Annotated in this window: 12 protein-coding genes and 1 pseudogene; 6 read left to right on the forward strand and 7 right to left on the reverse strand. The window is 45.4% G+C overall.

Annotated elements, in window-relative coordinates; translation table 11 throughout:
• The first annotated feature begins 672 nt into the window (after positions 1–672).
• The 4 genes from ACSAZL_RS18785 to ACSAZL_RS18800 all read left to right on the forward strand — a co-directional run bounded on the left by ACSAZL_RS18785 (position 673) and on the right by ACSAZL_RS18800 (position 3,349).
• Positions 673–1,527 (forward strand): helix-turn-helix transcriptional regulator, encoded by an 855-nt coding sequence (locus ACSAZL_RS18785; RefSeq protein WP_440946095.1) that lies wholly within the window; start codon positions 673–675, stop codon positions 1,525–1,527.
• Positions 1,528–1,764: 237 nt separating this feature from the next.
• Positions 1,765–2,556: a helix-turn-helix transcriptional regulator gene (locus ACSAZL_RS18790; RefSeq protein ID WP_440946096.1), complete on the forward strand. Its 792-nt coding sequence runs from the start codon at positions 1,765–1,767 to the stop codon at positions 2,554–2,556.
• Positions 2,553–2,795 carry a hypothetical protein gene (locus tag ACSAZL_RS18795; protein WP_440946097.1) on the forward strand — a complete coding sequence of 81 codons (243 nt, stop codon included), beginning with the start codon at positions 2,553–2,555 and terminating at the stop codon, positions 2,793–2,795. The genes ACSAZL_RS18790 and ACSAZL_RS18795 overlap by 4 nt, the downstream gene beginning before the upstream one ends.
• Before the next feature lie 77 nt (positions 2,796–2,872).
• On the forward strand, positions 2,873–3,349 hold the full coding sequence (locus ACSAZL_RS18800) for a DNA-deoxyinosine glycosylase (RefSeq protein WP_440946098.1): 477 nt from the start codon (positions 2,873–2,875) through the stop codon (positions 3,347–3,349).
• Between the two features lie 143 nt (positions 3,350–3,492).
• Here ACSAZL_RS18800 and ACSAZL_RS18805 read toward each other — a convergent pair whose 3' ends face one another.
• From ACSAZL_RS18805 to ACSAZL_RS18830, 6 genes and pseudogenes are all read right to left on the reverse strand, one after another.
• Complete coding sequence (locus ACSAZL_RS18805; protein WP_440946099.1) at positions 3,493–3,672, reverse strand: 4Fe-4S binding protein; 180 nt, start codon at positions 3,670–3,672, stop codon at positions 3,493–3,495.
• Positions 3,673–3,677: 5 nt separating this feature from the next.
• The gene (locus tag ACSAZL_RS18810) at positions 3,678–3,887 is read right to left on the reverse strand and encodes a hypothetical protein (protein WP_440946100.1); all 210 of its coding nucleotides are present in this window, start codon (positions 3,885–3,887) and stop codon (positions 3,678–3,680) included.
• The gene (locus ACSAZL_RS18815) at positions 3,859–5,814 is read right to left on the reverse strand and encodes an SWIM zinc finger family protein (RefSeq protein ID WP_440946101.1); all 1,956 of its coding nucleotides are present in this window, start codon (positions 5,812–5,814) and stop codon (positions 3,859–3,861) included. Before ACSAZL_RS18815 ends, ACSAZL_RS18810 begins: the two co-directional genes overlap by 29 nt.
• A 37-nt stretch (positions 5,815–5,851) precedes the next feature.
• Entirely contained in the window at positions 5,852–7,372 is a 1,521-nt protein-coding gene (locus ACSAZL_RS18820; protein ID WP_440946102.1) for an FAD-dependent oxidoreductase, read from the reverse strand.
• Between the two features lie 171 nt (positions 7,373–7,543).
• The gene (locus ACSAZL_RS18825) at positions 7,544–7,831 is read right to left on the reverse strand and encodes a (2Fe-2S)-binding protein (protein ID WP_440946103.1); all 288 of its coding nucleotides are present in this window, start codon (positions 7,829–7,831) and stop codon (positions 7,544–7,546) included.
• 172 nt (positions 7,832–8,003) lie between these two features.
• Positions 8,004–9,101: pseudogene (locus ACSAZL_RS18830) on the reverse strand (NAD(P)/FAD-dependent oxidoreductase); the annotation flags it as partial.
• Positions 9,102–9,526: 425 nt separating this feature from the next.
• On the opposite strand from ACSAZL_RS18830, the gene ACSAZL_RS18835 reads away from it, so the two are divergent.
• Complete coding sequence (locus ACSAZL_RS18835) at positions 9,527–10,729, forward strand: AAA family ATPase (protein WP_440946104.1); 1,203 nt, start codon at positions 9,527–9,529, stop codon at positions 10,727–10,729.
• Between the two features lie 97 nt (positions 10,730–10,826).
• On the opposite strand, the gene ACSAZL_RS18840 is transcribed toward ACSAZL_RS18835, so the two are convergent.
• Positions 10,827–11,189 carry a hypothetical protein gene (locus tag ACSAZL_RS18840; RefSeq protein WP_440946105.1) on the reverse strand — a complete coding sequence of 121 codons (363 nt, stop codon included), beginning with the start codon at positions 11,187–11,189 and terminating at the stop codon, positions 10,827–10,829.
• 296 nt (positions 11,190–11,485) lie between these two features.
• Here ACSAZL_RS18840 and ACSAZL_RS18845 point away from each other — a divergent pair, with 296 nt between their 5' ends.
• Positions 11,486–13,483: a methyl-accepting chemotaxis protein gene (locus ACSAZL_RS18845; protein ID WP_440946106.1), complete on the forward strand. Its 1,998-nt coding sequence runs from the start codon at positions 11,486–11,488 to the stop codon at positions 13,481–13,483.
• Positions 13,484–14,024 lie beyond the last annotated feature (541 nt).

Here is a 14,024-nt window from a genome sequence, read left to right on the forward strand (position 1 = left end):
TTCCTTTTTTTATTGTATCTCATGCCTGCATGCCGACATGTGCTTACAGCATAATTAGGGGAAATCATCACATATACCATAACCGACGGAAATTTTTTCCTGATTTTTACAGGTCAACATGGGGTCTGAAATTTTGGAGCTATTGCGCTGCTTTCTGGCATCAAAGTTTTTGACCATGTTTTTCCAGAGATTTATGTTCTGAATTTTTGAGGCGAAGAAGAGAAATCTCACTCAATACTTTTCGAAGCTTTCTCTTTTTTAACATTTGCACTTTTTTTGAACAATGTTATTATTCAGATAAAGCGGGTAAAAAATTTCAATGTTCAGATTTACTTTTTCCAAGAACATCTAAAATTTACACTGATAGTTTAAGCATTATTCCCATCTTGAATTATGCCGTCAGATACTGTTTCTCCCTAAGTTATACATTTTTCCCCGACTATACAAACTATGTCAGACAGATTACATTGCGTTTTAAATTATTCATCCAAATTCTTTTATATAAATCCGTCTATCGGTTATCCCCAGTATATGGCGCAAACTCTTCCTCCTATTAAGGTCGTACATGGCCCGAGTGTAACTCAAAATTTTATTCGTTCCTATGCGAATATTTCCTTGCCGCATGATGCAGATTATCCTATATTACAGAAAAAAGAGATAGGAGTGGTTTGAATGCAACCTGAATTAGTAGATGTAGTATTTCGTTCCCAGAAAAGAAGAGATCTCCTCTTACTCCTGGGAGAGGAACCCCGCACAATGGAAGATATTAAAGTCCTCCTTGATGCATCTCCCACGGCCATCTTGCCCCAGATCAAGAGGCTTACAGACAGCAACCTTGTTATTCAAAAAAACGGCAGCTACGAATTGACAGATATGGGAGAGCAGGTCTTCAAAAAAGTCAGGTCCCTTGTGGATGTCCTTACCCTGGTTGAAAAAGACGACTACTGGATCGAACACGACCTGGGAGGAATCCCCCAGTACCTTCTTGACAGGATAGGAGACATTAAGGACTGCAATCTGGTCAAAGCCGATCCGAGCCAGATTTTCGAGCCCAATACCGAGCTTCTGGATTTCTTCTCATCTGCCCGCTACCTTATGGTGTTTTCATCCTTCTACAGGCCGGAGTTCCTGCCCCTCTATTCAAAGCTCGGAAGGCTTGAGTCAGAGGTTTCCCTTATTTTCACGGAATCGGTACTCGAAAAGTTCCTGTACAACTATGAAAAGAAAATAAGAAGATTTGCCACAATGGACAATACCGAACTTTTCGTCTGTAAGGATGGCGTAAAAATTGCCGAACTTATTGTTTCGGATCTCGGGATGATGATCTCCCTCTTTGACAGTCAGGGCAGGTTCTATCATGAGTATATGTACTGTTCCGAACCTCAGGCTATTTCCTGGGCAAGAGAGCTCTTTGATTTCTATAAATCAAGGGCATTAAAGGTCGATGGGGAGAAGAGCCTTGACAGTTTTATATGCACGTCCGAAAGCGGAGCTTTTTCAGAATCTCTGCTCTTAAGCCTCCACTGATATTATGCCGGTGCATCAACAGGCTTAATACAGGTTTGAGGCTTTTCCTCGAAATACGCAAGGGAATTGAGATTATCCGGAGCAACTGGAATTATTAGGGAAATTATTAGGGAATTATTCCGGACAGCTGGAATATCCCTGTTCAGACTTCAGCAACTTCGACCTCAGTAACTCAGGATAATCTTAATAAATACCATTATTTAATCTAAAACTCCTACCGGAAGGAGGCCGAATCGAATGAGTATGGAACTGCAGTTAATAGATACCATTTTCTTTTCAGACAAACGAAAAAATCTGCTTCTATTCCTGAAGAACGGGCCAAAAACGATTGAAGAGATCAAGACTGAACTTGAAGTCAGTTCCAGCCCTATTATGGCTCAGATCCGTATCTTGCTCAAAGACGGGCTGCTGGTGCAGAAAGAAGACGGTTACGAACTTTCTGTAAAAGGGAAACTTATAGTCCCCAAAATGGAACCTCTCCTTGCCACATTCCAGGTCTTTGATGAAAACCATGATTACTGGGCAAGGCAAAATCTTCTCACCCTTCCCTCCCACCTGCTTGACCGAATAGGGGATCTCGGCAGGTGTATGGAGCTTGTGCCCGACAGGACTCATATTTTTGATTACCCGCCTGAAATAATGGATCCCCTCTACAGGTCAAAAACAGTCATGGAAGTCTCTTCTTTTTTCCGTCCGGGATATCCGGGCCTCTACCTTGACCTTGCGAATAAAGGCATTGAAGTTTCTCTTGTTCTCGAAAAGCCCATCTACGGGAAACTTATCTCCGATTACAGGCCGGAAGTCGAAGAGTTCCTGAACCTGGAAAATACGCAGCTCTTTGTCTGTGAAAATAAGATAGAACTCGCGTCCAGCCTTGTTACGGACCGCTTTATCTCGATGTCTATGATCTCTAAGGATGGAAGGTACTATAACCATGAAATGGTGAGCTTTGAGAAAAGCGCCATTGAATGGGGGCAGGAGCTTTACGCCTATTACAGGGATATGGCTGAGCAGATCACGCAGGTTTGAGCAGACTGGCAGGGACGCCAGACAGGCTGGCGGAAACGCTTGTATTTACCCGGAATTTAAAAGGCCCCACGGTCAAGGAAAGTATTCTCTCGGTCCTGGGGCTACTTCCTTCAGTATCTGTCTATTTTAATTGCAGTGCCGGTTTTTGGGTCGCATTTTATCCGGCTGACGATGGCCCGGGTTCATTGCGGCGCAGGGAAATCAGAACTGAAAGATTTCCTCCCGGGGCTATGGAGTAGATTAACCAGTTTATGAGGAAACACTACTTTGATCTTCCATAAATTAAAGTAGCGTTGGAGTCTAACTTTCTTTAAGCATGATAAAAAAAGGCTTTCCTCCTGTTCTTGACGAAAACACCGAAATCCTGATTATGGGCTCCCTTCCGGGGGATGAGTCCTTAAGAAGGCAGCAGTATTACGGGCACCCTGGTAATGATTTCTGGAGGCTGGTCGGCAACGCGATCGGAGAAAATCTTCAGGACATGAATTATGAGGCAAGACTTGAGACTCTGAAGCGCAACAAAATAGGACTCTGGGATGTTTTTAAAGCCGGAAAAAGAGAAGGAAGTGAGGACTCAAAAATCAGGGAAGAAGAAATAAACCGGTTTTCAATCTTAAAGGAAATAGCTCCAGAGCTGAAGCTGGTCTGTTTCAACGGCAAAAAATCAGGACAATACGAGCCGGTCCTGAGGGCAATGGGCTATAAAACAAAAGTCCTGCCCTCTTCAAGCGGGATTAATCGTAGAAATTTAAAAATGAGAGAATATGAATGGGAAAATGTTCTGAAGCGCTAAAAGCTTCCCTTTTCAGCTGTCCCACTCTTTCCCCCCTTCTAATATAATGTTATTATGGTTTTCGTTTACGGAACGGAACTTAAACTGTGAGTTCCGGTTCCCTGGATAATTAAGTATTTAGATACGAGTTACAGACATCGGAATTATTCGGTTTTTATAGCGCCTATGGGACAGGCTTCTTCACAGGCTCCGCAGTCGACACATTCGTCTTCGTCCACGACCGCATAACCCTCCTCCTCATCAATAATGATTGCTTCTACAGGACACTCTTCTGCGCAGGTTCCGCAGCCTGTACACTCTTCTTTGTTAACTTTTGCCGGCATTTGTTTCAACTCCTCATTTCATTTTTCTGTTGTTCTGTCAGGATCAGTATTTTTGAAGTAAAGTTCAAGGCTCGGGTCCAGGGCAATCCTGTCCCTATTTTTATATATCTTTTTTTATATATATAAACTTGCTCCTGCTTTATCCCGTTTAATACTGCTTTCCACTTCTCTTTACCCCATTTCTTCTTACTCCCCGATGATCCTGTCTGCCCCAAGTCTGTCCAGGATCTCAAGCAGTCTCTTTTTGCGCCTGTTTACTTCCTTAATCTCAGAGAGATAGGCTTCCCACTCCTCCTTTCTTCCTCTGGCCTCGAGAGTTTCCTTTACTTTCCGGAGGTATGGGGCTGCCTCTTCGTATGAGCTTACTTTTGTTTCGGAAATCAGCTTTTCTGCAAGTTGTTTCCAGATCTCAAGCGCAATTTCCGGATATTTCTCCTTCACCGCGTTTGCAATTTTATTTTCAGAGATTGAACGCCAGTAACTATCGGCTCTTTCTCCACTTTTTTTAAGTTCCTCATACCAGTGAGCCACTTCTTCGGGGTCTTCTTCCTGAATTGCTATTTCTATTAAAAGGTCAAAGGCAGGAGTTTTGATCTTCTGTATGGAACCTACCTCCGGAAGTCCGGTTTTCGGGAGAATGCAGGGAAGAATTGAAGTTTCTTCTTTACCTGAGATTTCTTCTTTACCCTTAATCTGACTGGCCTCAGCCTGACCTGCCGGCAGCTCTCCTGTTTTCAGGTAGTTGAGGGCAGCCTCCCGGACTTCCTGCCAGACTCCAGCGTTTCTGGCGGCTTCCTTCATTCCGGAATAATTGGCCGTATAAGGGGCCCTGAAAAACTCTTCTGCTTCAAGGGCAGTTGCAAAAAGCCAGTCACCTTCTTCTTCCCTGAGTTCAAGCAGGATCTGCCAGAGCTGGCGGGCAGTCCCCGGCTGATATTCCCTGGTTTTTTTAATTCCCCTGTAAATCCATTCTTCTGCTTTCTTTTTTTGTCCGGAATCAAGCAGCAGCTCTACCAGCCGGATATAATTGCCTGTTTTTTCAGCTTCGCTTTCGCAGGCCGGGATTATCTCTTCGGAAAGTCCGGCTTTTCCAAGGGCATCAATCAACCTGTCAACGGCGTAATCCCTCTGCCAGGGCGGGCTGTAGAGGGAATTTTCTTCCTCTTCGGCTTCCTGCAGCTTAACTTTCAGGGCTTCTGCAAAACGCTTCCATTCTTCAGGTGTAAAGGCTCCTTCCCAGAAAGCATGTTCGTTAAGAATATTGTAGTTATCTCTCAGCTCGATTTCAAGCATATAGAGCATTTTCTCATGGGCAGGGAGAGACGATTGAGACAGGGCTTCAAGCACCACGTCCATGCAGGAGGATATTTTTGCCCCGATCTCTCCTTCTTCATCATACTCCGCTATTTTTTCGTACCTGTCCATCAGCTCTTTTCCGACATCAAGCAGTTCATCAGGGTGCCCCGCATCAAGCAGGCTTTCCAGCCCTACCTGCACATCTAAAAAATCAGGCACATCAATTTCGTAACTCACATAATCCGGATACTCGGTTTCTTCCAGGAGCTCGTCAAGTTCGGAATAGACTTCCCCGATAATTTCTTCCACATCTTCTGCTGCAAGACTCTGCCTGTCTCTAAGGTACCTGTCGAGCAGAGCATCTTTTTCTGCAAATGCCACAAGTATTTCTATTAATTCTTTTTTTGTCAGCTGCTCGAGGTATTCGCGGAGAGCTCTGGCTGAGAATTTTTCAGCCCCTTTAAGAGGAGGTTCAGCTTCTGTGTATCCCTGTCTGGCTCTTGCAACGAACGGATCTTCTTCAGAAATTACGGGAATCTCTTCTCCGTGCTCTGTGAGTTCCAGGTACTCCAGTACGGCTGCAACCCCGTGTTTGCAGTCATGCCCTACAGGGCAGGTGCAGACCGAGCTCAATTTTCCATTTTTCAGAGAGATTTCCGTGAAATATTCTTTTGTTCCTTCCACCCGGGCTACAAGGCTGCCTTCCGGGGTTCGCTTAAGCTCTTTTACCCGTTCTTCTTCCTGGTACTTTATCCCCTTTTCAGTAGCTTTTCCTCCCGCCCAGTCCTCCAGGTCGCTCCACCTGAGCTCTTTGAAGGGGTCAGCATCCTTATTTTCCGATGGCATAAACTATTATTTCGATATTGTCCTATAAAAATAGGAATTAAGAATTGTTTCTTGTGTATGAATATGGCTTTCTGTCCTGCCCCCTGACTTTCTTCTCAAGGAGCCCGTATACTGCAGGGCTCTGGATAACTTCTCCCCTGGCATTATAACGGGAACCGTGACAGGGACAGTCCCATGTTTTCTCTGCATCGTTCCAGGAGACAAAACAGCCCATGTGCCTGCAGGCCGGATTGAGAGTGTAGAGTACGCCCTGCAGGTCCCGGTATACTGCCACCTGCTCCTCTTCCCCTTTCTCAAAAATAGTCCCCTGCCCCGGTTCAATTCCGGATATATCTTCCATAGAAAACTGTGGTGCCTGTCCGGATCTTGAAGGATCGTATACCCCTGTCCAGGGGTTGTCCCTCCCGAGGATCGTATCCGTAAGGATCATTGCCGCAGCAGTGCCTGCAGTCATACCCCATTTTTTAAAGCCGGTCGCCAGATACAGGTGCTCGCTGTCCGGAGTAAGCCTGCCGATAAGCGGGATGTTGTCTTCAGGCATGACATCCTCAGTCAACCAGCGGTAGTCAATGGAACGTACTCTATAGATCGACCTTGCCCAGTCCTCAAGGTGCCTGTAGTGCTCATGCGTGGGGTTCCCATCTCCTGTAGGGTGCCCGTCCCCAACCACCAGTACCATTTCGCCTTTTTCCGTAGGCTGCGAGCGCAGAGATCGCACAGGTTCCTCGGCGTTAATAAACATGCCTTCGGGAAACGGTTCTTCTATGTATGCTCCGAGTGCATACGACATAGATTGGTACAGCTTTTTGAATAGCTCTCCGGGCCTGTCCACTATAGGGAAATTCGTTGCCTGAATTATATTTTCGGCCGTTACGTTTCCTCTATCCGTTTTTACAATAACGGGGCCTCCTCCTTCGATTCCGAGAGCCCGGGTCTTCTCATAGATGTGGCCACTGCCGCCTTCGATTTCTTTTGCAAGGGCACAGAGGTATTTTCTGGGATGGAACTGCGCCTGATGGCTAAAACGTACCGAGCCGTAGGTTTTAAAAGGAAGCGGCAAATCTCCTTCGAATGAAGCCGGAAGGCCCAGGCTTCGGGCTGCGCGAACCTCATCCAGAATCTTTTGTGCAGAAGCCTCCGAACCCGCATAGACATAAGCGGGTTTGTGAGAAAAGTCGCAGTCAATATCCCATGAACGGACTATGTACTCAATCTTATCGATTGCTGCCTGGTTGGAGTCTGCATATTGTTTCGCCTGCCCTCTTCCCACTTCCGATATAAGGCGGTCGTAGATAAGACCGTGCTGGGAGGTTATTTTTGCGGTCGTATTTCCGGTAGTACCCCTGAGAATCCTGTCTGCTTCAATAACTGCAACGGATACTCCGGCCTCCTTTAAAAGAAAGGCTGAAGTAATTCCGGTTATTCCTCCCCCAATTATTGCCACATCAACCCGAATGTCTCCCTGGAGAGCAGGATAATTTGATTCCCGAGTGGTCGCCACCCAGTAAGATTCTGCTTTTCCAGGCAGAATGTACCCGGTTTCATTCCTATCTGACATTGTTATTCCCCCTTTCCCTTACTTCGTAGAGTTATCCCAGCCCAAAATTCATTTCCAGGTGCTCTTTTCTGGCTGTTCTCATCCCTCAACTCTCACTTCTGGCTGTTCTCATCCCTCAACTCTCACTTCTGGCGGTTCTCATCCCTCACTCTCACTTCATAGTGCAGTGCCTTATTTCTCAACTTTCTTTTCCGGAAGCCCGGAAACTGCCGGACTGTCAATGACTTCTCCTGTTGCACTGTATCGAGAGCCGTGGCAAGGACAGTCCCATGTCTTTTCTGCATCGTTCCAGGAAACGATACAGCCCAGATGGCTGCAGGAGGGGTCGAGTATGTGGAGCATCCCCTCGTTGTCTCTGTACACTGCTACCCTTTCCCCCTTTACTTTGACAATACCCCCCTTCCCCGGGGGCAATCTGTAATGCTTCTTTATGGGTAGGAAGTATTCGGTCTCCCACAAAACTCCTGGTAGCTGTGACAGCCTGTGAAAGAATAGTCTTTGCCGACTCTACCGGCTTGAACCTGTAAGGATCATAGACCTCTTGCCAAGGATTGGACTTTCCGAGGATTATATCCGTAAGAATCATTGCTGCAACGGTGCCTGTGGTCATACCCCATATATTGAACCCTGTTGCCAGATACGAGTTTTCGCTACCGGGGGTCAGCCTGCCAATGAAGGGAATATGGTCGATGCTTATGGTATCCTGGGTCGACCAGCGGTAATCAATTGAATTGACGGAATAGGATGACCTTATCCATTTCTCAAGATTCCGGTAGTGATCACTTTCACGCCCCTCTTCACCTGTTCGGTGTCCCTCTCCGGTCACAAGCACAAGCTCTTCTCCTTCCGTACTCTGAGAGCGCAGGGACCTGACAGGCTCTTCGGCATTTATGAACATCCCCCCGGGAAAAGTTTCACCGATGCGCACGCCGAGTACGTATGAGCGGGACTGATAAAGGCGCTCAAAAAACAGCCCTGGCCTGTCATGGATCGGAAAATGCGTTGCCTGGATAACCTTCTGCGCCGTTACTGTTCCCCTATCCGTTTTTATGGCTATGGGACCTTTCCCTTCTATCTTCAGCGCCCTTGTTTTCTCAAAGATATGGCACCCGTCCCCGTGAACCTCTTCTGCCAGTGCACCGAGATATTTTGTGGGGTGGAACTGCGCCTGATGACTGAAACGGATTGCGCCGTGTGTTTCGAAGGATAGGGGCAGTTTCTCCTCAAACGAAGCCGGAAGCCCGAGTTTCCTCGCTGCCTCGACTTCATCCCGAATTTTTCCTGCAGAATCCTCAGAGCCTGCATAAACATAGGCAGACTTTCGGACAAAGTCACAGTCTATCTTCCTTGAGTTTACTATGGAAGCTATCTTCTCGATGGCTGCCTGATTGGATTCTGCATACTGTTGTGCTTGCCTTCTCCCGAATTTTGAGATCAGGTGGTCGTAGATCAGGTGGTGCTGGGATGTAATTTTTGCTGTAGTGTGGCCTGTCGCTCCTGCCAGAATACGGTCTGCCTCGACCACAGCCACGGACTGCACGCCTGCCTCCTTCAAAAGGAAGGCAGATGTGATTCCTACTATCCCGCCCCCCAGAATTGCAACATCCACACGAGTATCTCCTGAAAGAGAGGAATACTCAGATTCCGGCATAGTTGCCATCCAGTAAGATTCTGCCCTGCCGGGAAGAGTATAACCAATTTTCTTTTGATCCGCCACGTATGTCACCATCCCGATTTCCGGGACTGGACCCGGTGAGCTTTTTTCCCGGAGCTGCCTCCCCGCAGGTGGAACGACTATCAGGAGTCCACTCACGTTTCGTGCAATCCTTTTGCTAAAGGGGTCCCCCGTATCTATCCCCGAATAGATGTTCTAAAATTATCTAATTAAATATTATAAAAATTGATAGTAATATTAACTCAGGTATTAACTCAAGCAATAATAATTCAGGTATTAGCTCAGATAAACTCAGGTATTAACTCAAGCAATAATAATTCAGGTATTAGCCCAGCTATTCACCGTTTAAGCAGGATTAATCAAAAAAGACCGAAATCTTGAGAGAATTTGAAGTTATCTACTTCCGGATAAGTTTGTTCAAACCGGAATGTTTAAGAGAATCGAATCCTGCAGTTCCAAAATTTGTTATGGGGTGTCATATGAGATATTTGGTATTTTTGAGAGGAATACCGGGGTCCGGCAAATCAACTTTTGTTAGGGAAAACAGGCTTGAGCCCTATACCATTTCCTCGGATGAGATAAGGCTTCTCTTAAAGCCTCCGGTACTCTCTGTTGGCGGACAGATCACTATCTCTCAAAAAATCAACCGCAGAGCCTGGGGGCTCATTTATTCGCTTATTAAAAGCCGTATGGGAGAGGGGGAATTTACGATCCTTAATGCGACCAATGCTGGAAATGCAGATATCGCAAAGTACAGGCAGCTCGTTAAAACTTACAGATATAAGGCATTTTGTGTTGACTTCTCGGACGTGCCTCTTGAGCTTGCGAAAGAAAGGAACATGAAGAGGCCTGCACATGAGATTGTACCGGAGGCGGTAATTGAAGATATGTACTCCATAATAAGCAGGCAGAGTGTGCCTTCCTTTGTTACTGTAATAAAGCCTCATGAATTCCGTGAGAAACTGCAGTACGGGATTACTGATTTTTCCAGCTACAGAAAAATCCATCACATCGGAGATATTAACGGCAGTTATACAGCCCTTATGAAATACCTAGCATGCGGACTGAAGGAAAGTGACCTGTATATTTTCCTGGGAGATTACACAGGCAAAGGGACCGGAAGCGCCAGGGTCATTAAGTTCCTGATCTCGGTTATGTGCAGAGAGAATGTGATACTGCTCGAAGGGGATAACGAAAAGTGCCTCTGCAGTCCGGCAGCCGGTGAAGCACAAACTCATATCTCAGAGTTCAGGGACACCTCATACTCCCTGCTCTTGTATTCCCTGCCAGAACTCGAACAGGCAGACTTTACGGGTAACAATGTCTCTGAATTATACAGGAAAACGGTACCGTGCGTTTATTATAAATTTCATAACAAGCGTGTGCTCGTAACGCACGGAGGCCTGAGCAACCTCCCTGATAATCTGGTTTTTATGGGAACCGAACAGATGATTAACGGTGTTGGAGGGCCTGAGGATGCGGCTCTGGTTGCTGAAAGTTTCAACAAAAACACAGGTGAGAGCACATATCAGATACATGGCCACAGGAATCCCGAAAATCTCCCGGTTGAAAACGGCAGGACATTTAATTTATGCGATAAAAGCCTAAACGGAGGGTTCCTTAGAGTTCTCACTCTTGATAAGGAAGGGTTTCATGCCCGCTGCACTCGGAAAGAAGATTAGTCAAGATGCGGAATCTGGATCTGAGAACCTTGAAGAACACGAATCCGGAAACCTGAATGGATAGCCTGTAATTTCTATCTACCAGTTGTCCGCAAGTTTACTTCCTTAATATCATATTCATAATCGAGTCTACCTGACCATTGACCTTCTCTATGTAATCAATTGTAATCTCGTCAGGACTGACAAGCTTAATTGTGAAATCTTCCCGAAAATTTTTCCCGTCTTTCAACCCTTCGTATCCTCCGTTCAGGGTATTCTCGTCAGACCAGGCAGCCGTATGGTCATGTATTTCTGCCATATTGGTAAGGCTGTAAATATGCAGCGTCCCGGTCTCCTTATCGAAGCCGAATAAGTTGTCCAGCTCATAGGTACCCGGTTCTTCCACTTCGAACTTATTTTCTGACTTCAGACCCCAGCCGCCTGCAGCTGTGTTAAAACTCCACTTTCCCTTCAGTTTCATCGTACTGCCCCCGGTTTTTCTACTATGCTTGCAGGTAAATAATGTAATTTTTGTCTGCTTTGTTTTGAATATTGATTTTGAGCCTCACAACTATCCCGGGACAGTAAACACAGATTCCTGATGCTTTTAATTCGGTATAAATTTGAAGCTACTTAGAATACGGATTCTCTTTACAAATATCTATATAGTTCATGAATGAGGCATAAGGCCGTTTTTTGTACTATCCTATACACTTAAATACTTTCACTATTTATACAATCAGTAATTATATAACTAACTATTGGGCTAGATTGGTTATGACTTTACAAGATATCGATTTAAAACAGTCGGAGCAAGAATGCTCTCAAAAAAAAATTGATGAGATTGTAGGTCTGGAAGCAAAGGAGATAAGCTGGTTAATAGATAATCTCCCGGTAACTGTTTTCAGAGTTTCGAATGAGCCTTCGTGGCCTATACATTACATAAGTAAAAATGTGGAAGAACTTACCGGCTATTCCAAGATGGATTTTACTTCTCAAAAACTGTCATGGTCGGATATTGTTTTTCCAGAGGATATTCCTGTAATCGATAAGGTTATAGAGAAAGCAATGAGAAACGGAACTCCTTATCAGGTTGAATACAGGATCAAAAAATCCGATGGTGAGACAGTATTTATCCAGGAACAAGCTTGCCTGGTGAATGACGACTCAGGTAACACGGCTTATATCGAAGGGGCGTTTCTGGACGTAACCCCGCAAATAATACGAAGGGAAGAATCTCAAAGGATAATTGTTGGCAGCATTCCGGCGCCATCACTTGCGCTTTATGTAGACGTTTCTGGAAAAATAAAGTATATCAATGACTACTTTGTAAAAGTTTGTAAGTTTAAAAGTGCAGATGAAGCAATCGGGAGAGCTCCTTCCGAATTATTAGAGACGAGTTCCAAAAAAACGATTGCTGAAAAAGTAATGGAAACCGGAGAAGGCATTTATAATCTTGAGAAATCTTTTAAATTCAGGGCTATGGACAAACAGCTGTTTACCGTGCTCTCAGCTGTGCCAATACATGACAAAGCTGGTAATATTATTGGCAGCCTCACAGTTATAACTGATATGTCCGAGATGAAAGACAGAGAAAAAGAGATTGAGGGCCATTTAGATTATATCAACAATTGCCTGAAGGAGCTTGGGAAGGGCATCAGAGACATTAGTAAGGGAGACCTTGATGCTCATCTGGAGAAGCTCAAAAACGACGATTTTGGAGACACTTTTGACGAGTTCAATAAACTTGTCATTAATCTGAAATCTATTATTGAAAATATCTTGTCAGATATGCTCGAAACACTTGAAGAAGCCCGGCAGTCCGAAGAAGCTGTCAATCAGATGACTATGGGAATGCATCAGATTTCAACTGCTGCCGAACAGATCGCAACCGGTTCTGAAAACCTTTCGAGGTATGCGGGCACGGCAGCTTCGGACATAAAAGCTTCTCAGGAAATCTTTAAAAAGCTCGGCGAATCTTCCACCAGATCTTCCAGCTATGCTTCCCAGGCAGGTAAAACCAGTGAAGAAGCCCAGGAACTCAGCAATATGGCTCTTGAAGAAGTGGAACAGCTTGTTGCAGAGATCTTCAAACTCGGAAACATTGTCCACTCTCTGGATGATGCTGTCAATAACATCGGAGCCGTTACAGGAAAAATCAAGTCGATTGCCGACCAGACCAACCTCCTTGCTCTGAATGCCGCAATTGAAGCTGCACGGGCAGGGGAGTACGGCAGGGGCTTTGCCGTTGTTGCCGATGAAGTCCGAAAACTTGCTGCAGACTCGAGAAAGAGCACTGATGAGATACACGAAATTGTTACAAGCGTCCAGAAAGAAACTAAAAAAGTGACGGAAGCTATTAACACCGCAGATGTCCAGGCTAAAACCGGGAGCAAAAATATTAAACAGGCTTTGAATAAGAGTCACGAAATTGCCACTGAGGTTGCCACTATCAACTCCATGCTTGTCGAACTGGACAGGCTTGCAGATGAAGGCCTGGTGAAAATTGAAAATATTGAGAAGAGTATCAGTGAAGCTGCGTCTACTGCTGAGGAAAATGCCGCAAGCAGTGAAGAAACCTCTGCAGCCATCGAAGAGCAGACTGCTGCCATGCAACAGGTAAGCACCGCTGTGCAGGATGTCAGCGAGCTTTCCCGGAAAACAGTCGATACACTCCTGGAAAACTTCAAAGTGTCCGGGGAAGAGAAAAGCAGCCAGCCCTCATCCGGAAAAACTCAAGGTTTCAATAGAAAAGGGAACTTTAAGGCACGCTGAATTTTAAGGCGCACTGAATTTTAAGGCACGCAGAATATTGAGTCCCGCAATCCCGGGATATGCTATTTCTTCATCATATCCTGGAAATTCTTTTTTGATCCTATCAGGATAACAATTTCCCGCTGACGGGAAACTGTTGACATGGAGCCCCGGTAAATGGGATAGTCTCTTTTATGCAACAGCCGGTTGTCCACCTCTACATGGTTGCTATCCCTGCAGAGTTGCGGCTCTGCAGTACGCTGCCCTTTTCGCTTCGCTCAAGAGGGCCAATTTTGGGATAAAGTAGTGAACTGCGCTCAAGCAGACTAATTTGCAGGTTAAAATTGGAAGCTTCGTTCAAGAGGGCCAATTTTGGGATATAGTAGTGGGCTGCGGCTCAAGCAGACTAATTTTGGATTTTAGCAATAAGCTTTGCAAGCCAAAAGTTACAGCTACTGGAGACGCTTTTGAGTAAGAACGAGAATCAAACAGACAAAAGAGAAAGAAATTTAGGTCTTTATTTCTCTTTTACTTATTCTGCTTTTTGTGAGGGGGCCGCCAG

The sequence above is a fragment of the Methanosarcina mangrovi genome, from assembly GCF_052057765.1.
Classification (GTDB): domain Archaea; phylum Halobacteriota; class Methanosarcinia; order Methanosarcinales; family Methanosarcinaceae; genus Methanosarcina.